Annotated in this window: 27 protein-coding genes and 1 rRNA gene; 13 read left to right on the forward strand and 15 right to left on the reverse strand. The window is 69.4% G+C overall.

Annotated elements, in window-relative coordinates:
- On the reverse strand, positions 1-279 hold a 279-nt coding region (locus tag MKK67_RS23470; protein ID WP_279601797.1), incomplete at its 3' end, for a 1-deoxy-D-xylulose-5-phosphate synthase N-terminal domain-containing protein.
- A 248-nt stretch (positions 280-527) separates the two neighbouring features.
- Between MKK67_RS23470 and MKK67_RS23475 the strand changes: the two genes are divergently transcribed.
- The 4 genes from MKK67_RS23475 to ettA all read left to right on the forward strand — a co-directional run bounded on the left by MKK67_RS23475 (position 528) and on the right by ettA (position 3,775).
- On the forward strand, positions 528-764 hold the full coding sequence (locus tag MKK67_RS23475) for a hypothetical protein (protein WP_243970020.1): 237 nt from the start codon (positions 528-530) through the stop codon (positions 762-764).
- Positions 755-1,645 carry a DNA/RNA non-specific endonuclease gene (locus MKK67_RS23480; RefSeq protein WP_409568435.1) on the forward strand — a complete coding sequence of 297 codons (891 nt, stop codon included), beginning with the start codon at positions 755-757 and terminating at the stop codon, positions 1,643-1,645. Before MKK67_RS23475 ends, MKK67_RS23480 begins: the two co-directional genes overlap by 10 nt.
- Before the next feature lie 8 nt (positions 1,646-1,653).
- On the forward strand, positions 1,654-1,947 hold the full coding sequence (locus tag MKK67_RS23485; RefSeq protein WP_243970022.1) for a hypothetical protein: 294 nt from the start codon (positions 1,654-1,656) through the stop codon (positions 1,945-1,947).
- 175 nt (positions 1,948-2,122) lie between these two features.
- Positions 2,123-3,775: an energy-dependent translational throttle protein EttA gene (ettA, locus tag MKK67_RS23490; RefSeq protein WP_243970024.1), complete on the forward strand. Its 1,653-nt coding sequence runs from the start codon at positions 2,123-2,125 to the stop codon at positions 3,773-3,775.
- Positions 3,776-4,037: 262 nt separating this feature from the next.
- On the opposite strand, the gene MKK67_RS23495 is transcribed toward ettA, so the two are convergent.
- Entirely contained in the window at positions 4,038-4,985 is a 948-nt protein-coding gene (locus tag MKK67_RS23495; RefSeq protein WP_243970026.1) for an NAD-dependent epimerase/dehydratase family protein, read from the reverse strand.
- A 347-nt stretch (positions 4,986-5,332) separates the two neighbouring features.
- Between MKK67_RS23495 and MKK67_RS23500 the strand changes: the two genes are divergently transcribed.
- A complete protein-coding gene (locus MKK67_RS23500) occupies positions 5,333-6,520 on the forward strand; it encodes an OpgC family protein (RefSeq protein ID WP_243970028.1) in 1,188 nt (395 codons plus the stop codon).
- 76 nt (positions 6,521-6,596) lie between these two features.
- Positions 6,597-6,770 (forward strand): DUF2256 domain-containing protein, encoded by a 174-nt coding sequence (locus tag MKK67_RS23505; RefSeq protein ID WP_243970067.1) that lies wholly within the window; start codon positions 6,597-6,599, stop codon positions 6,768-6,770.
- Between the two features lie 3 nt (positions 6,771-6,773).
- Here the strand turns inward: MKK67_RS23505 and MKK67_RS23510 are convergent, their stop codons facing one another.
- From MKK67_RS23510 to MKK67_RS23525, 4 genes are read right to left on the reverse strand one after another with little or no spacing between them, the layout of a single operon-like run.
- On the reverse strand, positions 6,774-7,367 hold the full coding sequence (locus MKK67_RS23510) for an NTP transferase domain-containing protein (protein WP_243970068.1): 594 nt from the start codon (positions 7,365-7,367) through the stop codon (positions 6,774-6,776).
- Positions 7,360-8,385: a molybdopterin-binding protein gene (locus MKK67_RS23515; RefSeq protein ID WP_243970030.1), complete on the reverse strand. Its 1,026-nt coding sequence runs from the start codon at positions 8,383-8,385 to the stop codon at positions 7,360-7,362. Before MKK67_RS23515 ends, MKK67_RS23510 begins: the two co-directional genes overlap by 8 nt.
- On the reverse strand, positions 8,382-9,083 hold the full coding sequence (locus MKK67_RS23520; RefSeq protein ID WP_243970032.1) for an XdhC family protein: 702 nt from the start codon (positions 9,081-9,083) through the stop codon (positions 8,382-8,384). Before MKK67_RS23520 ends, MKK67_RS23515 begins: the two co-directional genes overlap by 4 nt.
- The gene (locus MKK67_RS23525) at positions 9,083-9,406 is read right to left on the reverse strand and encodes an XdhC family protein (protein WP_243970034.1); all 324 of its coding nucleotides are present in this window, start codon (positions 9,404-9,406) and stop codon (positions 9,083-9,085) included. The genes MKK67_RS23520 and MKK67_RS23525 overlap by 1 nt, the downstream gene beginning before the upstream one ends.
- 261 nt (positions 9,407-9,667) lie before the next feature.
- Here MKK67_RS23525 and MKK67_RS23530 point away from each other — a divergent pair, with 261 nt between their 5' ends.
- A complete protein-coding gene (locus MKK67_RS23530) occupies positions 9,668-11,035 on the forward strand; it encodes an ATP-binding protein (RefSeq protein WP_243970070.1) in 1,368 nt (455 codons plus the stop codon).
- 6 nt (positions 11,036-11,041) lie between these two features.
- Here the strand turns inward: MKK67_RS23530 and MKK67_RS23535 are convergent, their stop codons facing one another.
- A complete protein-coding gene (locus MKK67_RS23535) occupies positions 11,042-11,275 on the reverse strand; it encodes a hypothetical protein (protein ID WP_243970036.1) in 234 nt (77 codons plus the stop codon).
- A gap of 233 nt (positions 11,276-11,508) precedes the next feature.
- On the opposite strand from MKK67_RS23535, the gene MKK67_RS23540 reads away from it, so the two are divergent.
- Both MKK67_RS23540 and MKK67_RS23545 read left to right on the forward strand, forming a co-directional pair.
- A complete protein-coding gene (locus MKK67_RS23540; protein ID WP_243970038.1) occupies positions 11,509-11,700 on the forward strand; it encodes a hypothetical protein in 192 nt (63 codons plus the stop codon).
- A 26-nt stretch (positions 11,701-11,726) separates the two neighbouring features.
- Complete coding sequence (locus MKK67_RS23545) at positions 11,727-12,908, forward strand: pyridoxal phosphate-dependent aminotransferase (protein ID WP_243970040.1); 1,182 nt, start codon at positions 11,727-11,729, stop codon at positions 12,906-12,908.
- Positions 12,909-13,112: 204 nt separating this feature from the next.
- On the opposite strand, the gene MKK67_RS23550 is transcribed toward MKK67_RS23545, so the two are convergent.
- Entirely contained in the window at positions 13,113-14,108 is a 996-nt protein-coding gene (locus tag MKK67_RS23550) for an esterase (RefSeq protein WP_243970042.1), read from the reverse strand.
- A 464-nt stretch (positions 14,109-14,572) separates the two neighbouring features.
- Here MKK67_RS23550 and MKK67_RS23555 point away from each other — a divergent pair, with 464 nt between their 5' ends.
- Positions 14,573-15,244, forward strand: coding sequence for a hypothetical protein (locus MKK67_RS23555; RefSeq protein WP_243970044.1), 672 nt, complete (start codon positions 14,573-14,575; stop codon positions 15,242-15,244).
- A 329-nt stretch (positions 15,245-15,573) separates the two neighbouring features.
- On the opposite strand, the gene MKK67_RS23560 is transcribed toward MKK67_RS23555, so the two are convergent.
- On the reverse strand, positions 15,574-16,086 hold the full coding sequence (locus tag MKK67_RS23560; RefSeq protein WP_243970046.1) for a tellurite resistance TerB family protein: 513 nt from the start codon (positions 16,084-16,086) through the stop codon (positions 15,574-15,576).
- A 71-nt stretch (positions 16,087-16,157) separates the two neighbouring features.
- Complete coding sequence (locus tag MKK67_RS23565) at positions 16,158-16,505, reverse strand: hypothetical protein (protein ID WP_243970048.1); 348 nt, start codon at positions 16,503-16,505, stop codon at positions 16,158-16,160.
- A 248-nt stretch (positions 16,506-16,753) separates the two neighbouring features.
- Between MKK67_RS23565 and MKK67_RS23570 the strand changes: the two genes are divergently transcribed.
- Positions 16,754-17,638 carry a transglutaminase-like domain-containing protein gene (locus MKK67_RS23570; protein WP_243970050.1) on the forward strand — a complete coding sequence of 295 codons (885 nt, stop codon included), beginning with the start codon at positions 16,754-16,756 and terminating at the stop codon, positions 17,636-17,638.
- A 148-nt stretch (positions 17,639-17,786) separates the two neighbouring features.
- Here MKK67_RS23570 and MKK67_RS23575 read toward each other — a convergent pair whose 3' ends face one another.
- Positions 17,787-18,812 (reverse strand): alpha/beta hydrolase, encoded by a 1,026-nt coding sequence (locus MKK67_RS23575; protein WP_243970052.1) that lies wholly within the window; start codon positions 18,810-18,812, stop codon positions 17,787-17,789.
- Between the two features lie 206 nt (positions 18,813-19,018).
- On the opposite strand from MKK67_RS23575, the gene meaB reads away from it, so the two are divergent.
- On the forward strand, positions 19,019-20,005 hold the full coding sequence (gene meaB / locus MKK67_RS23580) for a methylmalonyl Co-A mutase-associated GTPase MeaB (RefSeq protein ID WP_243970054.1): 987 nt from the start codon (positions 19,019-19,021) through the stop codon (positions 20,003-20,005).
- A 164-nt stretch (positions 20,006-20,169) separates the two neighbouring features.
- Positions 20,170-20,547 (forward strand): CsbD family protein, encoded by a 378-nt coding sequence (locus MKK67_RS23585; RefSeq protein WP_243970057.1) that lies wholly within the window; start codon positions 20,170-20,172, stop codon positions 20,545-20,547.
- 44 nt (positions 20,548-20,591) lie between these two features.
- On the opposite strand, the gene MKK67_RS23590 is transcribed toward MKK67_RS23585, so the two are convergent.
- The 4 genes from MKK67_RS23590 to rrf form a co-directional block, all read right to left on the reverse strand.
- Positions 20,592-21,377, reverse strand: a complete 786-nt coding sequence (locus MKK67_RS23590; protein WP_243970059.1) for a 3-hydroxybutyrate dehydrogenase — start codon at positions 21,375-21,377, stop codon at positions 20,592-20,594.
- A 98-nt stretch (positions 21,378-21,475) separates the two neighbouring features.
- Positions 21,476-22,990: a sensor histidine kinase gene (locus tag MKK67_RS23595; RefSeq protein ID WP_243970061.1), complete on the reverse strand. Its 1,515-nt coding sequence runs from the start codon at positions 22,988-22,990 to the stop codon at positions 21,476-21,478.
- Positions 22,987-23,682: a response regulator transcription factor gene (locus MKK67_RS23600; protein ID WP_243970063.1), complete on the reverse strand. Its 696-nt coding sequence runs from the start codon at positions 23,680-23,682 to the stop codon at positions 22,987-22,989. The genes MKK67_RS23595 and MKK67_RS23600 overlap by 4 nt, the downstream gene beginning before the upstream one ends.
- A gap of 357 nt (positions 23,683-24,039) precedes the next feature.
- Positions 24,040-24,155: ribosomal RNA gene (gene rrf / locus MKK67_RS23605) — 5S ribosomal RNA — on the reverse strand.
- Positions 24,156-24,159: the final 4 nt, after the last annotated feature.

Here is a 24,159-nt window from a genome sequence, read left to right on the forward strand (position 1 = left end):
CCCGGTGAGGATCTTGTGCGGGTAGCACTGGTGGCCGACATCCCAGACGATGCGGTCGTCGGGGGTGTCGAACACGTGATGCAGGGCGACCGTGAGCTCGACCACGCCGAGGCCGGAGCCGAGATGGCCGCCGGTGATCGACACCGCGTCGATCATCTCGGCCCGCACCGCGTCCGCCACCGCCTGCAGCTCGGATTCCGGAAGCTGCCGCAGCGCAGCCGGCTCCGGGACACGGTCCAGCAACGCTGAATGCTCAGAGGATATCGCCAAGGATCGCATCCGCTCGTTCGAGTGTGGCGACGGCCCCGTCATGCGGGCTCCCTGTGGGGATTTTCGCCGTCACGACGCAAGCACCCGGGGGGCGCGCGTTCATGCTAGAACCGACCCGTCCGTCGCTGTCATGATAGTGCAGGTACGGACGAACGGCGGCGCGATCAATGTCGGGCCGGCGATTTTTTCAGTTACGTGCCCTTACCGCCACATGAGGTCCGCTCTTGAGCCCGGCTCGTCTGTGCACAATTTTGCTCATGCTGGCGATTACGCCCAGCAGCCAAGCTTATGCCGGCCAAGCTTACGTCAGTCCTCGGCCGCCGGACGGCAACCTCGACTTCCCGTGCAACTTCCTCGGCGCCTGCCCGGATCGGGTCTCCCCGGGCGGTCCCGACCGCGACGCCAGGCCGTTCAGCCGCAGCCTCGGCCGCCCCTGCGCCTGGCGCGACCGTCCGACCCCGGATGGCCCCCGGCGGGTGCGCGCGTGCTGGTGAGGTCCCGGCGCGGTCCTTTCGTCGCGGGACTGGTTCTCGTCGTCCTGACGGCGCCGAGCCGCGCCCAGGAGACATGCCCGGCCCTATTCGCGGGCGGGCTGGCGCCGGTCCTGACCAACGCGAAGCTCGCCGCCCGCACGGTACCGCTGTGCTTCGAGGCCTTCGCGGTCCTGCATTCGGGCGTGACGCGCACGCCGCTCTACTCCGCCGAGCATCTCACCCGGGCCAGCGTCGCCAATGCCCGCACGGTCGCCCGGGACGACGCGTTCCACGAGGAGACGCGGCTGCCGGATGCCGAGCGCGCGTCGCTGGAGGATTACGTCCGCAGCGGCTTCGACCGCGGCCACCTCGCCCCGGCGGGCGACATGCCGACCTTGAGCGCCCAGGCCGAATCGTTCAGCCTGGCCAACATCGTGCCGCAGAACCGCGTGCTCAATCGCGGCCTCTGGGCCGATATCGAGGAGGGCACGCGGCGGCTGGCGAGCCGGCGCGGCGCGCTCTTCGTCGTCACCGGGGTGATCTTTTCCGGGGATTCGGTGCAGCAGATCAAGGGCGGCGTGCTCGTGCCCACCCAGCTGTTCAAGGCGCTCTACGACCCGGCGAGTGGCGAGGCCGGCGCCTATCTCGCCCGCAACGACGATTCGCGGGACTGGCGCGCGGTCTCGATCGACGACCTCACCCGCGAGGCCGGGATCGACGTGTTCCCGAGCCTGCCGGCCGCCGCCCGGGCCAGCGCCATGGCCCTGCCCGATCCCCGCGCCGCCGCGCGCGCCGACGAGCACCGGCCCCGGCACGAGCCAAGCTGGCAGGACTGGCTGAGCCGCGAACTGAACCGCGCCGTGCGCAAGTTCCTGCGCGACCTGCTGCGTTCGATCTTCTGAGAGGGACCATGCCAGAGGACAAGCCGAGCCGCCGGAAGCCCAAACCGGACGCCTTCGAGCCCTTCGCGGACGACGCCTCCGTGCGCACGATCGGCGCCCTCAGCTTCGAGAACGGCACCGACCGAATCGCCCTGCACGGCTCCCTCGATCTCACCAAGGACAAGACCGGCCTCGCCCAGGCCCGCCTGCTTCAGAGTACCCTCGACGCCATCGTGAAGGCTTTGGAAGCGGGCGATCTGCCCGAGGCGGTGGCGGAGGCCCCGGACGAGGCGCCGAAAACGGTGGCGAATCCCTTCACCTGAGCCGACGCCGCGAGCCCGGGCATCCTTGCCGCTGCCCGGCGAGCCTGATACTCGGTCGGCGACATTCTTATATCGTGGGGAACGCGCGTACAGGACGGGTCGAAGACCCCGGGCCTGCCCCGTGCCGCTGGCACGCACCGCGCACACCCCACCAACGCTCCGAGGACGGTCCGCGATGGCTCGCGAATTCATCTATCACATGCGGGGACTGACGAAGTCCTACCTGGGCGGCAAGAAGGTCCTGGAGGACGTCAACCTGTCGTTCTACCCGGACGCCAAGATCGGCGTGCTCGGGATCAACGGCTCCGGCAAGTCGACCCTGCTCAAGATCATGGCCGGCATCGACACCGAGTGGACCGGCGAGGGTTTCGTCGCCCAGGGCGCCCGGGTCGGCTACCTGCCCCAGGAGCCGCAGCTCGATCCCAACAAGTCGGTCCGCGAGAACATCATGGAGGGCGTGGCCGAGAAGCAGGCGCTGCTCGACCGCTACAACGAACTCGCCATGAACTATTCCGAGGAGACCGCGGACGAGATGACCGCGCTCCAGGACAAGATCGAGGCGGCCAACCTCTGGGAGCTCGACTCCAAGGTCGATCAGGCCATGGAGGCCCTGGGCTGCCCCAGCGACGAGCAGCCGGTGGCGACCCTGTCGGGCGGCGAGCGCCGCCGCGTGGCCCTGTGCAAGCTGCTGCTGTGGGAGCCGGAGCTGCTGCTGCTCGACGAGCCGACCAACCACCTCGACGCCGAGACCGTGAACTGGCTCGAAGGACACCTGAAGACCTATCCGGGCGCGATCTTGATCGTGACCCACGATCGCTACTTCCTCGACAACGTCACCAGCTGGATCCTCGAACTCGATCGCGGCCGGGGCTACCCGTACGAGGGCAACTACTCGGCCTGGCTGGTGCAGAAGCAGAAGCGCCTCCAGCAGGAGGGCCGCGAGGACATGGCCCGCCAGCGCTCGATCACGCGCGAGCAGGAGTGGATCGCCGCCTCGCCGAAGGCTCGGCAATCGAAGTCGAAGGCCCGCATCACCCGCTACGAGGAGCTGGTCGCCAAGCAGAACAACAAGGTCGACGCCGCCGCGCAGATCGTCATCCCGATCGACGAGCGGCTCGGCAACAACGTCATCGAGTTCGAGCACCTCAACAAGGCGTTCGGCGACCGCCTGCTGATCGAGGACCTGTCGTTCAAGCTGCCGCCGGGCGGCATCGTCGGGGTGATCGGCCCGAACGGCGCCGGCAAGACCACCCTGTTCAAGATGATCACCGGCCAGGAGAAGCCCGACGGCGGCAAGATCGCCATCGGCGAGACCGTGCATCTCGGCTACGTCGACCAGTCGCGTGACGCCCTCGACCCCAATGCCACGGTCTGGCAGGAGGTCTCGGGCGGCAATGACATCATCTATTTCAACAAGCGCGAGATCAATTCCCGGGCCTATTGCGCGGCCTTCGCGTTCAAGGGCGGCGACCAGCAGAAGAAAGTCGGCACCCTGTCGGGCGGCGAGCGCAACCGCGTCCACCTCGCCCGGACCCTGAAGGGCGGCGCCAACGTGCTGCTGCTCGACGAGCCGACCAACGACCTCGACATGGAGACCTTGCGCGCCCTCGAGGACGCGCTGGAGGATTACGCGGGCTGCGCGGTGATCATCAGCCACGATCGCTGGTTCCTGAACCGCATCGCCACGCACATCCTCGCCTTCGAGGGCGACAGCCATGTCGAGTGGTTCGAGGGCAATTTTTCGGATTACGAGGCCGACAAGATGCGCCGGCTCGGGGCGGATTCACTCATGCCGAAGAAGATCAAGTACAAGAAGTTTTCACGATAAGGGTTGGTCTCGGCCTTCAGGCCGGGACCGCCCGCGCGGCGTTTGTGCGCGCTGGTGCGGTACAGGATAGGGGTTCGCCGGAACCTTATCGGCGGCCCTCCAACCCAACCTCCTCATCCTGAGGTGCCGCGTCAGCGGCCTCGAAGGAGCCCTCCAGGGATCGCGCGGCAGGCTGGAAGCCTCCTTCGAGGCGTCCGCTCCGCGAACGCACCTCAGGATGAGGGGGTGGAATGGATGGGACCCGAGTCGTAAAATGGGCCCGTCAGCCCACGCGTCCCCGCGCTGCATCCAGCATCGCCTGGAGGCTCTGCGCGAGGGGAACCGCCGGAATCCAACCCGTGGCCGCCGTGAAGGCTGACGGGTCGCAGCCCTGGCTGCGCACGCCCGCCGGCCGGGTCCGCTCCGGTGCGACCTCCACGGTGAAGGGCGCCTCCGTCAGGCCGCAGAACATGTCGAGGATCGCCGAGACCGGCGTCACCATGCCGGTGCCGACGTTGAAGATGCCGCCATCGGGCAAGTCCTCGGCCTGGTCCAGGACCCGCAGGCACGCCGCAGTCAGGTCCGACACGTCGAGGAAGTCGCGCCCGGCCGCGAGCTCGCCCACCGCCACGGTCGGAGGAGCCAGCCAGCGCTGGATGCGTGCGATCTGCCCGGCGAAGGAGGCGGCCACAAAGGTCTCGCTCTGCCCGGGGCCGATATAGTTCGAGGGCCGCAGCACGAGGTGCTTCACGCCGGCATTGGCGAGCACGTCGCGCAGGATGTACTCGCAGGCGTTCTTGGTGCGCCCGGAGATCGTGTCCGGCCGGGGCGTCACGGCTTCGTCGGGCCGCGGCCGGTCGCGGAACGCCTCGCCGTAGACCACTGTCGAACTCAGGAACACCAGAGTCGCGCGGGTCCGCGCCACCGCCTCGGCGAGGTTGAGGGTGCCCAGCAGATCTGCCCGCCAGGCATAGGCCGGCGTCTCGCTCGACCGGGCGACCGATGCCAGGGCGGCGAGGTGGAACACGAACGTCGGGTCGAACGCCGCGACCGCCTCGGTGAGCCTGCCGGCATCGAACGGGTCGACGTCGAGGAACGTGACACCGTCGAGGGGCGGCTGAGGGCGGCGGTCGATGCCGAGGATGCGGCTGCCGGGGGGAAGGCCATGCCGCAGCGCCTCGAGCAGGCGGCGGCCGAGGAAATCGCCGGCTCCGGTGACGAGGACGCGCATGAACCCTGCCCTTCCCCGGCACCCGCCGGGATCGATCCGCCGCCTCTATACAGCGATCATCGGCAATGTGCGTGGGCGCGGTGCAATGCGACCCCGATCCGCAGCAGCCGATCTTCAGCGTTGCAGAGGTCGGGCGGAGGCGCCCCACGCCAACCTAACAGGCGCTTGCCGCGATACGCCTGCCGGAGCGCGGTACCGAGCGAAGGGATGCCCGACATCGCCCGGCCCGGAACAAAGGCGCGTGATCGATGCGATCCGACGCAGCACTGGTGTAGGGGTGGGTTATATTGCATTGCGGTGCACGCTTCGCGCCGTCCCTGGTGAACGAGCGTCCTGGTGATGGCTGCGTGAAGAGCCTCGACGACCTTGAGCGGGCGCCCTTCGGCGGCGGCGGGGCACCGGCGCCGCGGCCCGCACCGGCCCCAGTGCCCACGCCCGTACCAGCTCCAAAAAAGCCCATCCGCGATGCCCGGGTCGACGTGCTGCGCGGCTTGGCGCTGCTGACGATCTTCATCGACCATATCCCGCGCAACGCCCCGGCCCTGTTCACCCTGCACAATTTCGGCTTCTCGGACGCCGCCGAGATCTTCGTGCTGCTGGCCGGCTATTCGTCGATGGTGGCCTATGGCGGGTTGTTCGGCCGGGCGGGGGTGCGGGCGACCCTGATGCGCATCGCCCGGCGCTGCCTGCGGATCTACCTGTTCCAGGCCGGGCTGCTGCTGGCCACCCTGGTCATCGTCCGGATCTGGATGGACCTGACCGGGCTGACGCCGCGCTTCGGCGTCGCGCCGCTGATCCAGATGGGGCTGCTGCCGGGGCTCCTGCGCGGTCTCGCCCTCAACGCCTTGCCGAACTACCTCGACATCCTGCCGCTCTACATCCTGCTGCTCGCCCTGTTCCCAGCGGTCTATTTCGGGATGCGGCGCGGGGTGTGGGGCGTGCTGGCGCTGTCGGGAACGCTGTGGCTCGCCGCCAACGTCGATGCCACCCTGAACCTGCCCAACGCCGCCGCGGTGGATGACGGCTGGTACTTCAACCCGTTCGCCTGGCAGTTCCTGTTCGTGATCGGGGCGGCCCTGGCGATGGCGGTCCGGGCCGGGGACGGCCTGCTGCCCTGGCGCAGCTGGGCCGCCGCGCTGGCCTGGGCCTACCTGGCCTTCGGGCTGCTGCAGGGCGGCTCCTGGACCGCGTGGGGCCTGCCGGACCTCCGGCCGCTGGCGATGGGCGCCCCGGACAAGAGCCACGTCGCGCCGTTGCGCCTCCTGCACATCCTGGCCCTGACCTACCTGATCTTCAGCGCACCCGCCGTGCGGCGTCTGTCCGGATGGCGAGGCCTGCGCCTGATCGATGCCTGCGGCCGGCATTCCCTGGAGATCTTTGCCGCGGGCTGCCTGGCGGCACTGATCGGGCGGATCCTCTACCGCACCTTCGATACCGGATGGCCGCTGCAGATCGCGGTGAACCTTACAGGTCTCGCGCTGATGCTCGGCCTCGCCAAGCTCCTCGACGCCCGCGCCGTGGCCCCGAGCCGCTGAGCCGATCCTCGGAACGGACACGAGCCGAGAGCCGTTTCCGCCCCCCGTGTATCGCGCGCTGGAGTCATTGGAAAAAATGCCGCGGATGCGCCGCAAGGGTGATCTTCCGGAGAAGGTGTGCGCCCAATGCGGCCGGCCGTTCGCCTGGCGCAAGAAGTGGGAGCGCGTCTGGGACGAGGTCCGCTACTGCTCCGATCGGTGCCGGAGCGATGCCAAGGCCGGACGGGCCCCGACGGACGCGAACCGTTGAACGTCAGGTGCGGTCGGCGCTCAGCAGCGCGGCCGGCGTGTCGATATCGAGGGCGGTCGCCGGATCGCCCGGGATCTCCAGGATATCGGACAGATCCCGGAGCAGAGGCCCGGCGCCGCGGTCGCCGGTGAGCCCGGCGATCGCGTCCGCCAGAACGCGCAGATTCAGGAGCACCGGGTTTCCGCGCCGGCCGTCCTGCACCGGGACGACGGCCGCCGGAGCCTTCGAAGCGTTTGCGAAGGCGGCGGCCAGGCGGTCGATATGGTCTTCGGCGATACGCGGCATGTCGCCCAGCACCACCACCGCCGCTTCGCAGGATTGCGGGAGGGCGGCCACGCCGGCGCGCAGAGAGGTGGACAGCCCGACGCGGAAATCCGGGTTCTCGACGAAGCCCAGATCGAGCCCCGCCAGCGCCGCCCGGACCGCCTCGGCATGGGCTCCGAGCACCACGACGACCGGGCGCGGCCGAGCGGCGAGCGCAGCCTCGGCGGCGTGGCGGACCAGCGGCTGGCCGTCGAGCAGCGCCAGCATCTTGGGTTCCGGGCCGAACCGGGTGCCGAGGCCCGCCGCCAGCAGGATCGTCCCGATCTCAGGCATCGGCATCCGCGGCCTCACCGCCGGCCCGGGGCTGCGGTCGGGAGACGATCTCCATCAGCAACCCGCCGACCCCGAGGGCGACGATGTCGGCTCGGGTCACGGCCAAATCCGCCAGCAGCCGGTGCAGGATCCAGTCAAAACCGTTCTCCTTGGGCGAGCGTGCGCAGCCCGGCGCCCCGATCACCGGCACGCCGGCCCGGCTGCCGATCAGGAGCAGGTTCCCGGGATCGACCGGCATGCCGAGATGCTCGACCCGGCCGCCGGCCGCCGCGATGCCGGCCGGGATCACGTCGCGCCGGTCGGCGATGGCCGAGGCGCCGAACACAACCACCAGATCCGCCCCGGCGCGGTCGATCGCCTCCACGAGCGCCGCCGCCACAGAATCGGCCGCGTGCGCCACGCGATCCTCAAGAATAATCTCGGCGCCCGTCGGGGCGAGGCGCTCGGCCAGGACCCCGAGGGTCTTTTCGATGGTGGCCTCCTTGAGGCTCGGGAGGCGGGTCGAGATCACGGCGACGCGCCGGCGGCGATAGGGTGCCACCGCCAGGGCGCCGGCCGTATCCGCCGTACAAGCCTGGGCCAGCACGGTGCCCGGCACGGCGTAGGGGATGATCTTCACGGTGGCGACCATCTCGCCCTCGACCACCGGCTTGAACGGCGGCAGCGTCGCCACCGTCACCGCCTCGTCGACGGCGTTGACCGCGTCGATCCGGGCCGGCGCCAGGGTCAGGACCCCGGCGGTCTCGGCGAACAGGTTGCAGCGGCCGGTGAACGGCGCTTCCGCGCGCAGGTTTTCCCCACACAGATGCGCGGCGAGCCGGGCCGCGGCTTCATCCTCGCCGACATCGCCGGGTTCGAGGGCGGCCGCCACGATCTCGGAGAGCCCGACCCTGGCCAGGCCGGCGGCCGCATCCTCGGGAATCAGCGCACCCTTGCGCAGGGTGATACCGTCGCGCCGGACCGTGTGGGCGCTGATCAGGCCGGCCGCCTCGGCGACCGGCACGGGGCCGAACCTCACGCGACCTCCGGGCGGGGAACCCGGCGGAGCGCCGCCACGATCTCGGCCAGCACGGCCAGCGCGATCTCGGCCGGGCTGACGGCCCCGATGGCGAGCCCGATCGGCGCGTGGATCCGGCCGATCTGTTCCGGCGAGAACCCGGATTCCGCCAGCCGGGCAGTCCGGGCCGCATGCGTCTTCCGCGAGCCCAGGGCGCCGATGTAAAAGCACTCGGCCGTGAGCGCAGCCTTCAGCGCCGGGTCGTCGATCTTGGGATCGTGGGTCAGGGCGGCGAGCGCGCAGTAGCGGTCGAGGGCGGGCACGTGGCTGCCGAGGGCGGCGTCGGGCCATTCGGCCACGAGCTCGACGCCCGGGAAGCGCTCGGGGCTGGCAAAGGCCGTGCGCGGATCGATCACGGTCAGCGCGAGATCGAGCCCCGCCACCATGGGCGCCATCGCCTGCGAGATGTGGACGGCGCCGACCACCACGAGGCGGACCGGCGGGACCTGAACGGTCAGAAAGGTCTGGCGGCCGTCGAGCTCGACGAGGCCGCTCTTGCCCGAAGCCAGAAGCTTGCCCAGCACCGCCGCCAGGGGGTCGGCGGCGATCTCGGCCTCGCGGACGAGGCGCTGCGTCCCGTCGGCCAGGTCGGTGACCAGGATCGTCGCCCGGCGCGCGGCGCGCTCGGCGTTCAGGACCTCCAGGGTCTCGGTGCGCATCAGTCGACCCGCTCGACGAAGACCCGGATCCGGCCGCCGCAGGACAGCCCGGCCCGCCACGCGGTCTCGTCGGCGACGCCGAATTCGAGGATGCGAGGCGCTCCGGCCTCAATCACCTCGATCGCCTCGGTGATCACCGATCCCTCGACGCAGCCGCCCGAGACGGACCCCAAAAAATTGCCCTCGTCATCGACCACGAGATGGCTGCCCACGGGTCGCGGCGCCGAGCCCCAGGTCTCGATCACGGTGGCGAGCGCCACGGCGCGCCCGTCCCGCCGCCAGGAGGAGGCGGCGGCGAGGATGTCTGTATCGGTGCTGAGCATGGCCCTCGAGACCTCGGCCGGCGGGTGCCCCCCGCCTGTCTCAGGTATGGCCCGCGCGCCGTGGTGCAAGGCGCGGAGGCGTCGATCCGCGGTTGCCTTGGCCGATCGCGGTGCGGGTGCGATAACGGATCAGCCCCCGCATCCGTCGCCCCCCATGTCCGCCCTCATGAAACGGACCCTACGCCGCCAGTTCCGCACCCGCCTCTGCGGCAGTGGACGTAAGAGTTCGTGAACGCCCCCGATCCCGGCCTAGCCCGCGCCCTGCGGACGGATCCGCCGCGGTCGCGCTCGGCGCCGCACCGGTTGTGGAAACGGGTCAGCCGCGCCATCGGGGATGCCCTGCCGAAGGGGCTCTACGCCCGGTCGCTGATCATCATCATCGCGCCGGTGGTCCTGCTCCAGTCGGTGATCGCCTACACGTTCATGGAGCGGCACTGGCAGCTCGTGACCAAGCGCCTGTCCGCGGCGGTGACCGCCGACGTCGCCGCCCTGATCGACATCTACGAGAGCTATCCGCAGGATCGGGACACCGAGACGCTGTCGCGCATCGCGGCCGAGCGACTGAACCTCGACCTCGACATCCTGAAGGGCGCCAAGCTCCCCGCTCAGGGGCCGCGGCCGTTCTTCTCGATCCTGGACGAGGCGCTCTCCGACGAGATCAAGCGCCAGATCCGCCGGCCGTTCTGGATCGACACGGTCGGCCGCTCGAACCTGATCGAGATCCGGGTGGCGATCCCCGATGGGGTGATGCGGATCACCGGCCGGCGCAGCCAGGCCTACGCGTCGAACTCGCACATCTTCCTGGTCTGGATGATCGGCTCGTCGCTGGTGCTGCTCGGCGTCGCGATCCTGTTCCTGCGCAACCAGATCAAGCCGATCCTGCGGCTCGCCGCGGTGGCGGAGGGGTTCGGCAAGGGCCGGGAGATCGAATTCCGGCCCCGGGGGGCCCGGGAGGTCCGCCAGGCCGGCCACGCCTTCATCGAGATGAAGCGGCGCATCGAGCGGGCCATGGAGCAGCGCACGACGATGCTCAACGGCGTGAGCCACGACCTGCGCACCATCCTCACCCGCTTCCGCCTGTCCCTGGCACTGGTCGAGCAGACCAGCGAGATCGAGGATCTCAGCCGGGACGTCGACGAGATGAGCCGGATGCTGGAGGGCTACCTGGCCTTCGCTCGCGGCGATTCCGCGGAGCCCGCGACCCCCACCGACATGCGGACCCTTCTGGAAGACTTGCGCAGCGACGTGGAGCGCCTGGGCGCCCATGTCTCGGAGGTGAATCTCGCAGGCGCCCCCGAGGTCACCGTGCGCCCGGGGGCGTTCCGGCGCTGCCTGTTCAATCTGGCGGCCAACGCTGCACGCTACGGCGAGACGGTGGCGATCTCCGGCCGGCTGGAGGCCCGCGCCTTCTACGTCTCGATCGACGATGACGGGCCGGGCATCCCGGCCGAGAGCCGCGAGGAGGTGTTCAAACCGTTCGTGCGCCTGGACGATTCCCGGCAGGATGCGGGCGGATCCGGGCTGGGGCTGGCCATCGCCCGGGACATCGCCCGGGCCCATGGCGGCGACATCGCCCTGTACGAGAGCCCGCTCGGTGGCCTGCGGGCGACGGTCCGGGTGCCGGCCTGAGGCCGGTCAGGCGTCGGCCGGCCCGCGCAGGCGCTGGATCTCGGCCTGGGTGTTGCGGATGAGATGGTCGATGCTCGCCGCGTCGAGGCCGGCGCGGCCGAGGCGCTCGCGCAGGGCCGCCTCGCCGTTCCAGGCGTAGCCCGCATCGTTCGGGAGATGGCGCTGCAGCAGCGAGCTGAAAACGCGCTCGCGCCGGTAGGCAGGATGCCGCAGCAGCCGGCCGATCTGGGCCGTCAACATATCAAGCGGCGATACATTTGACCTGTTGCCGTTCGACGAGACCGTTGATGGGCGCATACTGGCATCTCCTCCTGAAAAGCCAGTATCCAGCCAAATTCTTGCACTTCGGTGAGTGAGCGGATGATCCGGCGAAAAACTCCCGGCTCCGGGGTCCCAACCTTTGCCGCAGGGTGGTATGCAGGCGCGACGCCCATGAGCCGCGGCCAACCGCGCGCCGGATCCGAGTGCACACCATGAACCCGCTCGTCCCCCTGTTCATCCTCCTGTCCCTGCCGCTCGCGGCGATCGGCCTCGTGCTCTACACCGACACGGGCATCGAGCCGGCGCTGTTCTACGCCGCGGTGAAGACCTTCGTGATCCTGGGCGTGATCGCCGGGGCGATGTCGTTCGGCGCCATGAAGCTCTCCGAGCGCACCAAGCCCTAAAACCTTTCAGTCCCGCGGAGAGCGCGATGCTGCACGTCGTTCCGGCCTTCTCGCGCATCGGCGAGGAGAACGCGTTCGCGGTGCTCGCCCGCGCCCAGGCGCTCTCCGCCCAGGGGCGGGACGTGATTAACCTCGGCATCGGCCAGCCCGACATGCCGACGCCCGCCCACGTGGTCGAGGCCGGCATCAAGGCGCTGCGCGACGGGCACCACGGCTACACGCCGGCGGTGGGCATCCCGGGCTTGCGCGAGGCGGTGGCCCGCGACATCCATCGCCGCCACGCCGTCGAGGTCTCCCCGGATTCCGTGATGATCGTGCCGGGCGGCAAGGTCACCATGTTCATGGCGATCCTGATGTTCGGCGAGCCGGGCACCGAGATCCTGTATCCGGATCCCGGTTTCCCGATCTACCGCTCGATGATCGAGTTCACCGGGGCGACACCGGTGCCGGTGCCGATCCGCGAGGCCAACGGCTTCGCCTTCTCGGCGGCCGAGACCCTGGCGCTGATCACCCCCAGAACCCGCCTGCTGATCGTCAACTCACCCGCCAACCCGACCGGCGGCGTGACGCCCAAGTCCGAGATCGACGCCCTGGTGGCGGGCCTCGCCGACCACCCCGACGTAGCCGTGCTGTCGGACGAGATCTACGGCACGATGACGTATGACGGCGAGGCCCACCACTCGCTGCTGAAGTATCCCGAAATCCGCGACCGGCTGATCTATCTCGACGGCGCGTCCAAGACCTACGCGATGACCGGCTGGCGGCTCGGCTGGTCGGTCTGGCCCAAGCCCCTCTACGACGCGGCCCGGAAGCTCGCGGTCAACGCCCATTCCTGCGTGAACGCCTCGACCCAATGGGCCGGCATCGCGGCCCTCGACGGCAAGCAGGATTGCGTGGCCGAGATGGTCGCCGAGTTCGATCGCCGCCGGGCGATCGTGGTGGACGGCTTGAACGCCCTGCCGGGCGTGTCCTGCATCGCCCCGAAGGGCGCGTTCTACGCCTTCCCGAACATCTCGCAGACCGGCTGGAAGGCGAAGCCCCTGGCTGCCACCCTGCTGGAAGAGGCGGGCGTGGCGGTGATCGGCGGCCCGGATTTCGGTGTCCACGGCGAGGGCTATATCCGCCTGTCCTACGCAAACTCGGCCGAGAACATCCGCCGGGCGCTGGAGCGGATGGGTCAGTTTTTGACTGAGCGGAAGCCGGGCTGACCGCCGCGTCACGACCCCACCTCCAACCCCCTACCTCATCCTGAGGTGCTGCGCAGCAGCCTCGAAGGAGCCCTCCAGGGATCGCGCGGCAGGCTGGAGGGCTCCTTCGAGGCGCCCGCTTCGCGGCCGCACCTCAGGATGAGGGAGTGGTTTGGATGAGGGGGGGATTGGGAGGACGGGCCGGTTACGACGCCGGCTGTCCGATCAGGATTTTCCCGCCCGCTTCTCGATCCAGCCCGCCAGCCAGTCGGCGATGTCGAGGCTGTTCTTGTCCTGCATCAGCATGTGCGAATTGCCGTGGATGCCGATCTCCGGCAGCAGGATCAGCTCGGCCCGGCCGCCGGCCGCGTTGGCCGCGGCCACGAAACTGCGGCACTGCTTCAGCCGGGGCGCCCAGCGGGGCGAGGCATCGACGAAGTCGCCGAACAGGACCAGGATCGGCAGGTCCTTGTAGGGGGCGAGGTCGTCCTTGGCCGGATCGGGGCAGGCGGCGGGCTCGATCGCCACCAGCGCGCGGATGCCGGTGCGGTCGAGGGCGGCGGTCTGGAACGGGTAGATGCCCGATTGCGAGTGCGAGACCAGCACCGCGCCCTTCAGCCGCTTGGCCAGTTCCGAGAGGCCCGGCACGGTCGGGTTCGGCACCGGCAGGGCCGCGGACCAGTCGGCGACCATCTGCTTCCAGAACTCGCCCTGGGCCTCCAGGGGAAACTGCATGCCCGGAAACACCTTCGGGTATTCCGGCCCGAACCGGAAGATCGCCCAGGCCGGCTCGCGCCCGGCGGAGAAGACCGGCGGGAGCGAATCGGCCTCGGCCTTGCCCATCTTCACCGCGTCGATCTGGGCCGGGCTGATCGCCGAGCGCCCGCGCCAGGCCTGGTCGATCACGTAGGTCGGGAAGCCGCGGCGGACAAAGAACTCGTCCCAGCCCATGCGCCCGTCCGGGGTCGTCTCCCAGGTCTTGCCGGTGAGGCAGCAGCCGTGGATCAGCACCAGGGGCGGCCGCACCGGCTCCACGGGGATCTGATAGCGGACATAGACCTGATCGACCGTGATCGTCCCCGAGGGCGCATAGGCCGGCAGGGTCGAGAGCGTGTCGGACTGGATGTCACGACCGCCGACGAAGAAGCTGCCCTGACCGGCCAGCGTCAGGGGGCCGGGTCCCGGGTCGGCGGCACGGACGGGACCACCCAGGATCGTCAAGACCGCCAACATCGTGCAGGCGGCCCTCTCTATGCGCGACCGCGCGGACATCGACACTCCTGACACGTTGCGTCCCGGCCATCGCCGTTGCCGAAGAGATTAATCAGACTTGCGTGGGCAAGCCAACGCCGTGCTCGCTCGGAGCGAAGTGCGAAACGGTCATCAACTGTTTGATAGGACCGGCCTGAGAGCCGAAACGGCCCTGTGGCAGCCTCGCCGGGCCGGCATCATTCACCCGCACCGCACAGCACGCAGACAACCTGTCCGAAATTAATGTGACAGAAAAACACCCGTGGATCGTCTTGATTGTCAGGATAAACGCGGCACAATCCCACAGCCGCAAAGCATTATCGGCGGCTTTGCTCTGCTCGGCGCAACCGCAGGTATAATTTCAGCATGCGGTCTAGGACGCGGCGGGGCGCGGTCTAAACCGAACTCCTGACCCTCGTACGGGGAGCAGCACGATGTCTTACGCGACAATATCAATCACGCACGCGCAGGCGAGCCTACGGATCATTCGGGCTGGTGCGCCCGATCCTGCTGGATCTAAGCCGGACGAGGCTTCCGTCACGGCGCGCTCGCCGGATCCGCGCTCAGCGCTTAGCGTGTCGAGCGCGGCGGCGGACGCGATCTTCGCCCTGGTGCACGCGAAGAACGGCGCGACGGCCAACGCGGGGGCGGATGCCCCTCAGACGGGGATGACGGTCCGCGTCGAGACCGTGACCGAAACTGTAACCGTCAGGAGGCCGGTCGCGGAGCTCATGACAGGCTGGTGGGACTTCGAGCCGGATGTGCGCCGCTTCCTAGACGCCGCCTACAAGCGACTGGGCGAGAGCGCCGACACGCCGCGGTCGTTCGATGACTGGTACCACAAGGTCGGCCTCGACAGGCTGAACCAAGGAGCGTTGTGGGCGATCAGTAAGGACGCGTCCTCCTCTGACTCGGATCTGTTTACCGATGCGGAGATAGATGCGGCTCACAAGGCGCTCGAGGTTTGGAATCGTTCGGGCTGGCGGGATTCCGGGGGTATGCTGATGGGCGAGTCCTGGAAGGAGCATCAACCAGGCGTGGTATGGATTAAAGAAACTTCTACCCGCGCAAGTAGTGTTCATGTGTCTGTTGTTCAGCGAGCCTGAAGGGACCCTGATAGAAGCTTCGCGCGTCTGCAATTGTCGGATCAGCGCATCTGTTGACAGTATACCCCTGTGCGCGGCTTATCCCGCGCGCACGGGGTTTGTTTTGCGGAGAGGGCGCCCCTCCGGAGAGCCGGCCGGCGCGGATGACCATGCGGATCGCCCGTTCCAGCCGGTATCGGCCCCGCAGGACCGTGCTCCTGCGGGGCCGCGCCGCGGGTCAAACTTCCAGGCTGGTCAGACCGTAACCATCGTGCAGATTCACGGATGCGACCTGTATCCTGACATAGCCCTCCGGCGCCACCGTCACGATATAGCAATGACGCTGGTCGTCACTCCATGAGGGTCCGCTCGATCCGGTCCGTCGCCTCGCCGGGCACGTCGAGGGCTTCGGCGAGCATCTTCAGGAACTGGCGCTCCTGCAGCGTGTCCGGATCGATCGCCAGCCGGGCCGCCGTGTAGATCCGCGCCGCCGCCTCGGGCTCGTCCACCCGCTCGGCGATCTCGTCGATCTCGGCGGGGCTTTCCAGCTCGCGATCGAGCCAGGCCCGCCCGTCGGCATCGAGGCCGGCACTGGCCACCGCCGCGTCGAGGCGCTTGCGCTCGGCCGTGTCGACCATGCCGTCCGCGATGGTGGCGGCCACCATCGCCCGGAGCATCAGACGCGCCTCGTCCTCGTCGACCTTGGAGAAGTCCGGGCCACCCTGTTCCGGCGGCGCGGTCCCGCGCAGGGCCCGGTAGGCGAGCCCACCGATCAGCGCGAGACCGCCCAAAGCCGCGCTGGCAGCGATGCCGCCGCGCCGGGACCGCACCAGCGCATCCACGATTCGCCTGCTGTCCGCCATGTCCATCCTCCCGGGTTGATTCCGAATCGGTTCGGAAACCCCCGGGAGCCGGCCAAGTTCAGGCGTAAGTTTCAGGCGTCGGCTTCGTCGTCCTCGTCCGCCTCGTCGATATCGACCAGAAAGACGATGTCGGCTTCGTCCTCGTCCTCCTCGTCGGTCTCGCCGCCGGCATGGTGCTTGTCGTCGGTGAACTCGCCCTCGCCGTCATCCTCGGCGAGCGCGTCCTCAAAGATCTCGATCTCGTCCTCGGTGGCGGCCCGGATGATGAGGGGCGCGGTGCCGTTCCAGAGCGGCTTGCCCTCGCTCGTCATCGTCCGGATGTCTTCCTTGAAGCCTTCGCAGGTGAAGAGGTCCTTGGCGGACGCCTCGTCGCTGTTGATCACCGCCACGGCGGTGCCCTCGATCTCGAGCGTGAACATGGCCGGCATCCTTCTCGTAACCGTCCTTGGCGCGCCCGGTCAGCGGGATCGCGCGCGGGTGCGACGCACCGCCCCGGGGAGAAATGCCTAAGCTTACCCCGGCGGTCATGAGCGCCGCGCGCGGATGCTGTAGGGGTGAACCGGACGCCCGCCAAGCCCGTCTCGTCCGAGCCGCTTCGAAAGCGGTGGCGCGAATCCTGCCGGGCGGCGGCGATAATGAAACCGGACGGGAAGAAGGATCACCGCGGATGCGGATCAGGCTCGGCTGCGAGATGCGCTACGCCTTCCCCTATCCGGTCCCGATGGTGGTGATGCTCAACGTGCATCCCACCCGGGCTGACGCCCTCGAAGCGCCCGACACGCTCCGCACCGATCCGCCGGTGCCGGTGGAGCTCTATCGCGACGGCTTCGGCAACCTGTGCGGGCGGCTCACCGCGCCCGCGGGGGGCTTCACCATCGGCACCGACGCGGTGATCGGTGATGACGGGCGCCCGGACCCGGCCCATCCGGAGGCCGAGCAGCACGCCATCGAGGCGCTGCCCGCCGAGACGATCGTGTTCCTGCTGCCGAGCCGCTACTGCGAATCGGACCTGCTCGCGGACGAGGCCTGGCGCCTGTTCGGGCATATCGAACCGGGCTGGGGCCGGGTGCAGGCGGTCTGCGACTTCGTCCACGACCACATCGCGTTCGGCTACGAGTTCGCCCACGGCGACCGCACGGCCCAGGATGCCTATGCGGGCGGCCGCGGAGTCTGCCGGGACTTCACCCACCTGGCCGTGGCCTTCTGCCGCGCGCTCAACGTGCCGACACGCTACTGCACCGGCTATGTCAGCTTCATCGGCGAGCCCGAGCCGCACCCGGCCGGCGATTTCGCCGCCTGGATGGAGGTCTATCTCGGCGGGCGCTGGCACGTGTTCGACCCGCGCAACAACAGCCCGCGGATCGGCCGGGTGATGGTCGCCTATGGCCGCGACGCCGCCGACGTGCCGCTGACCCACACGTTCGGTCCCAATCCCCTGGTGGGCTTCCGGGTCTGGGCCGACCGGATCGACCATCTCGACGCCTCCGGCGACGCGCCAATCCTGCCGGAAGAACCGCTGCCGCCGCAGAGCATGGCGACCCGGATGGGGTGAGTTCTTGCGCCGAGGGCGGCGAAAGTCCCGGTTTCAAAAGGTCCGGGACCTTTTGCGGGTCCAGGGCGGAGCCCTGGTGTCCTCAGGGGCTCCGCCCCCAAACCCCGCCAAAGGGCACGCCCTTTCGAAACCCGTTCTTCTGGGCAGCCTATACCCCCGCCCCGCGGGCGATGGCACGCTTGACCACAGCCTGCACCTCCGGGTTCGAGAGGAACAGGTCGTGGTTGATCAGGCCGCCGCCGTAATCGGAGGCGTCGGCGACGCGCACGCCCAGGGCCTCCAGTTTGGCGCGATCGGCCGCGCCGGCCCGGACGCCGCCGGCGAGCGCGGCGGAGAGTTCGAGCGCCCGGTCGTTGGTCGAGGAGATCACGGTGATCTTCGAGACGTCGGGGCCGAGCCGGGCGACACCGTTCGAGAACAGGTCGAAGTCGATGTCGGGGGCGGCCAGCACCACCGCGCCGATGCGCGACATCGCCGCCTCGCCGGCCTCGGCGCGCAGCATGCGGATGGTCTCGAGGGTGAGCAGCGTGCCCATCGAATGCGCGACGATGTTGATGCGCCCGCCGCTCGCGCTCGCCGTGATGGCCTTCAGCAGATCCTCGAAGGCGTCCCGCGACCAGAGCGCGCTCTCGCGATCGTAATTGTAATCGAACGTGGCGGCCGCCGACGGCCAGGTGAACAGGCCCGAGACGCCCCGGAACCGGATGCCGTCCGACAGGCGCGCCGCGCTGACGGCGGCGGATTCGAACGATTCCCGGTAGCCGTGCACGTAGATCAGCACGTCGCGGCCCAAAGCCGCCTGCGCGAAGGCGTCCGCGGCGCCCGGGCCGGTCTCGGTCTTGGGCACGGCCCCGATGGTCCAGTCGCCGGTGATCACCGCCGAAACCTTGCCGAGGAGCGAGCGGTCCGGCGGCGACAGGCGCACCTCCGCGAAGCTCAGGCCGCGCCCGCGCTCGGAATTGAAATACGGCGGCCGGGGCGGCGTGCCCACGGGCTTGCGCGTCGTAGCCACGAGCAGCACCGGCATGACGTCCAGCGCCGATTGCTTCTCGGGCAGGGCGGAGGTGCCGAGGTCATCGGTGACGCAGGCGCCGAGGGATGGGGCTAGCCCCGCCGCCCCCGCGAGGGCGCCGATCCGGAGGAGTGCGCGGCGTGAGACGGTGTGGCTCGACATGATCCGGGTGCATTCGGGCGGGGCGCCAACCGTCGCGCAGGATCGTGACCATGGCGGGGCACGATCATGGGCCGAGCCTGTGGAGTACGGGTAATCAGCGGTTCGTGGTGCGGCGGACACAGGCGTGGGGCGTGGCGGCATGCCGAGCCAGCCCCACGCGGCGATACCCTCTCGACGGCAGCGCTTGGCGCCGCCATGAAGGATCCATGACGCCGTCCATCGACATCGAGAGCCTGCGCGAGCGCCTGCTGCGGGGCGACCGCGCCGCCCTGGCCCGGGCGATCACACTGGCGGAGTCGAAACGGCCCGATCACCGGGCGCTCGCCGCGTCGCTGATCGACTCGGTCCTGCCCGAGACCGGCAAGGCGATCCGGGTCGGCATCACCGGCGTGCCCGGCGTCGGCAAGTCCACCACCATCGACGCCCTGGGGTCGAACCTCACGGAGGCCGGCCACAAGGTTGCGGTGCTCGCCGTCGATCCGTCCTCGTCGCGCACCGGCGGCTCGATCCTCGGCGACAAGACCCGGATGGCCCGGCTCGCCCACGATCCCAAGGCGTTCATCCGCCCCTCCCCGTCCTCGGGCACGCTCGGCGGCGTCGCGGCCAAGACCCGCGAGACCATGCTGCTCTGCGAGGCGGCGGGCTTCGACGTGATCCTGGTGGAGACCGTGGGCGTCGGCCAGTCCGAGACCGCGGTGGCCGACCTCACCGATTTCTTCCTCGTGCTGATGCTGCCCGGGGCCGGCGACGAGCTCCAGGGGATCAAGAAGGGCATCCTCGAACTCGCCGACATGATCGCGGTCAACAAGGCCGATGCCGGCGAGGCCGAGCAGCGGGCCAACGCCGCCGCCTCCGAATACCGCGCCGCCCTGCACATCCTCACCCCCGCCTCGGCGACCTGGACGCCGCCGGTGGTGACGATCTCGGGCTTCCACAACCTGCGCCTCGATGCCCTCTGGGCGCGGATCGTCGATCACCGGGAAAAACTCACCGCCACCGGCGAGATCCAGGCCAAGCGCCGGGCGCAGGACGTGAAGTGGATGTGGGCGCTCGTCCACGAGCGGCTGCACCAGCGCCTTGTCGGCTCGCCGGAGGTCCGGCGCAGCACCGCCGAGGCCGAGGCCGGCGTCGCCCGGGGCGAGACCTCCCCGGCCGCGGGCGCGGCGGCCATCGCCGAGCTGATCGGGCTCTGAGGCTGCACCTCCGGCGTTCACCCTGATCCGCATCAGGCGGGCCGGATCGCAGAAAATCACCGTGGCGCGGTGCGCAAACACGGTCTCGCGCGTTCGGTGCACGACGAGGCATCCTGCGGCGCCTCCTCTCGTACCGGCGCCGCGCTCACGTCGAGGAGAGAGTCATGGTGGATACGGATCGGATTGTCGGCGGCGCCAAGGAAGCCCTCGGCAAGGCTCAGGGCACGGCCGGCGACTTCGTGGGCTCGAACCGGGACTCGGTGGAAGGCCGGGTCCGCGACGTTCAGGGCCAGGCCCAGAACGCCTACGGGCAGGTCAAGGACAAGGCCCGGGACCTCGCCGACAAGGCCAGCGACTATGCCGGCGACGCCTATGGACGGGCCGGCGACGTCGCGGGCGACGCCTACGAGCGGAGCGGTTCCTACCTGCGCGACGGCCGCGCCGCGGTCGGCGCCCGGGTCGAGGAGAACCCGCTGGTCGCGTTGCTGATCGCCGGCGCGGTCGGCTACGGCATCGCCCTGCTGTTCCACGGACGCCGCTGAACCCCATACGGCTCCGCCCTCACGGGGGCGGAGCCGCTTCGGCCTTACTGCGCGGTCCAGCCGCCATCCATGCTGATATTGGCACCCGTGATCTGGCTCGCCGCGTCGGAACACAGAAAGACCGCCAGCGCTGCCACCTGATCGACGGTGACGAATTCCTTGGTCGGCTGCGCCTTGAGCAGCACGTCCTCGATCACCTGCTCCTTGGTCAGGCCCCGGGCCTTCATGGTGTCGGGGATCTGCGCCTCGACCAGCGGCGTCCAGACATAGCCCGGCGAGATGCAGTTCACCGTAATCCGGTGCGGCGCCAGTTCCAGAGCGGCCGCCTTGCTCAGCCCGCTGATCCCGTGCTTGGCCGCGACGTAGGCCGACTTGAACGGTGAGGCCACCAGCGAATGCGCCGAGGCGGTGTTGATGATCCGCCCCCAGCCCCGGGCCTTCATGCCGGGGATCGCGGCATGCATCGCGTGGAACGCCGAGGACAGGTTGATCGCGATGATCTGCTCCCACTTCTCCGGCGGGAACTCCTCGATCGGCGAGACGAACTGGATGCCGGCGTTGTTGACCAGCACGTCGACGGCGCCGAACGCTTCTTCCGCCTCCCGCACCATCGCGGTGATCGCCTCGGGCTTACTCATGTCGGCGGCCGAGTAATGCGCTTTCACCCCGTGCTCGCGCTCGATCCCGGCGCGAATCTCCTCGATGGCCTGCGCATCCCCGAACCCGTTGAGCACCACGTTCGCCCCCTGCGCCGCGAGGGCGCGGGCGATGGCGAGGCCGATGCCGCTGGTGGATCCGGTGACGAGGGCGGTCTTGGACGTGAGGGTCATGGGGCCTCCTGAGCTTCGTCCCGAAGGGTGTTGACCAACGTTCGGGACCGGACGGTGCGCGAAAACCGGGGCTTTCAGGTCGTGATCCCGTACCTGCCTCAAGGCAGGCGCGAAATCGACCCTCCCGGGGCGCGCGCCGCCAAAGCCGGTATCGGTTCGGCCGCGCCGTCACCCGCCGCCGCCGCGGCACCCTGTGCCTGCGCGGGGAATGCCAGTTCCACCCGCAAGCCGGGTCCGTTGTCAGACAGCCGCAACGTCCCTCGATGCAACCGCACCACCGCGTTGACCAGGCTGAGTCCCAGTCCGAAGCCTGGCCGGGACCGCGCATCCTCCAGCCGCACGAACCGCCCGAGCACCCGGCCACGCTCGGCTTCCGGGATGCCCGGCCCATGGTCGGACACCGCAAGGCGGATGGTCTCGCCGACGCGCTCGGCCTCCACGGTGACCCGGGCCTCCGCCCCGCCGGCCCCGTATTTCAAGGCGTTGTCGATCAGGTTGGCGAGCGCCTGCCCGATCAGCTCGCGATTGCCCGCGATGATCAACCCGTCGCCGGCGCGCACGTCGAGCAGCAGCCCCTGATCCTCGGCCAAGGCCTCGTAGAGTTCCCCGACCTCTTGGACCGCAGCACCGAGATCCACCGGCGCCAGGATCTCCCGGGCATTCCCGGCTTCGAGCCGGGCGATCATCAGGAGGGCGTTGAACACCCGGATCAGCCCGTCGCTCTCCTCGATCACCGCCTCCAGAGCGGCACGCAGTTCCTCGGGCGAGGCGGCTTTGCGCAGGGCCTCGTCGGCGCGGTTGCGCAGGCGGGTGAGCGGCGTCTTCAGATCATGGGCGATGTTGTCGGAGACTTCGCGCATGCCGCGCATCAGTTCGCCGATCCGCTCCAGCATCAGGTTGAGGCTCGCGGCCAGCCGGTCCAGCTCGTCGCCGTTCCCCGCCACGTAGAGCCGTCCGTCGAGATCGCCGGCCATGATCGCCCGGGTGGTCTGGGTCATGGCGTCGACCCGGCGCAGGACCCGGCTCGCCGCCAGCCAGCCGCCGATCACACCGAGCAGCACCACCGCGGCGAGCGACGTGCCGAAGGCCCGGCCGATCACGGCGCGCAGCCGGTCGCGCTCCTCTGTGTCACGCCCGACCAAGAGCCGGAACCCGCCCGGCAGGGTGAAGACCCGCACGATCGCCCGATGGGGCTCGGTATCCGAATCGCTGCGTCCGTAGCGGGTCTCGCTCTGGCCCGGACTGGCCAGCACCGCAGCTGGGACGTAACCGACATTGCCGACCACGTGCTCGCCGCTCGCCGTGGTCACCAAGTAGAGGGAAGCGCCAGGCTCCCGGGAGCGGCGCTCGACCACGGTGATCAGCCGGCGCAGACCCCCGGCATTGTACTGCTCGGACAGGCCGTTGATCTCGGCATCGATGGTCGAGACGATCTGATCGTCCAGCACCGCGCGCGCGTTCCAGGCGACGTAGCCCAGCGCCAGGAACGCGCAGAGCGCGAAGATCGCCAGATAGGCGATCGACAGCTTGAACGCGGTCGTCCGGAACAGCTTCTGGACGCGCGCCCCGATGGTCTCGCGCGGGATCGGCTCGACCGAAAAGCCCGTGTTCACCCGGTGCTGCCTTCGTCGAAGCGCAGCACGTAGCCGGCGCCCCGAACGGTATGGATGATCGGCGACGCGAAGCCCTTGTCGAGCTTGCCGCGCAGGCGCGAGACATGAACGTCGATGACGTTGGTCTGCGGATCGAAGTGGTAGTCCCAGACATGCTCGAGCAGCATCGTCCGGGTCACCACCTGCCCGGCATGCCGCATCAGATATTCGAGCAGCCGGAATTCCCGCGGCTGGAGCACGATCTCCCGGCCGGCCCGGGTCACCCGATGGGACAGGCGGTCGAGTTCGAGATCGCCGACCCGATAGCGGGTCTCCTCCGCGGCACCTGAGCCGACCTGCCGCCGGGCCAGGGCCTCGGTCCGGGCGAGCAGCTCGGAGAACGCGTAGGGTTTCGGCAGGTAATCGTCGCCGCCGGCGCGCAGGCCCTTCACCCGGTCGTCGACCTGGCCCAAAGCCGATAGGATCAGCACCGGCGTGGTGACCGCCTGCTCGCGCAGGGAGCGGATCAGCGACAGCCCGTCGAGCTTCGGCAGCATCCGGTCGACGATCAGCACATCGTAGGCGCCCTCGCGGGCGAGCGCGTAGCCGTCCAAGCTATCATGGGCGCTGTCGGCGACGTGCCCGGTTTCGCGGAACGCCTTGACGAGATAGGCGGCCGCCTCCCGGTCGTCCTCAATGATGAGCAGTCGCATGGACCCAGTCCATAGCGCGGCTCGGGAAATGGGGGAACGCTGTTCTGTCACCACGGCCATCGCAAACACCCCTCCCCTCTCGGACGAACGAGCGGGCCGAGCCCGGGGGGCGGATCCCGGCCCGCTCCGAAGCCGAAGACCTCGGAGGGCACGAGGTCGGATGCGGGCTCCGGCCGCGCGAGCGGCCACGAGACGGTGCCAACATCCGAATTACCGGACGCTCGCGCCAGGATGACTTCGCGGTAAGAAAGCCGGCACAAAGCCAACGGCAAAAACGCGAACAGGCCGCCCCGTGAGGGGCGGCCTGTTCGCGTTCGCTGATCGTGATGAGGGAGTGTGTGTGTTTGCGATGTGCGGGTCTGGCGGCGACCGACTCTCCCGTGCCTTGAGACACAGTACCATGGGCGCTGGCGTGTTTAACGGCCGAGTTCGAGATGGGATCGGGTTCTGGGCACGCCGCTCAAGCCACCAGACCGG

This window comes from Methylobacterium sp. J-072, assembly GCF_022829425.1.
GTDB lineage: Bacteria > Pseudomonadota > Alphaproteobacteria > Rhizobiales > Beijerinckiaceae > Methylobacterium.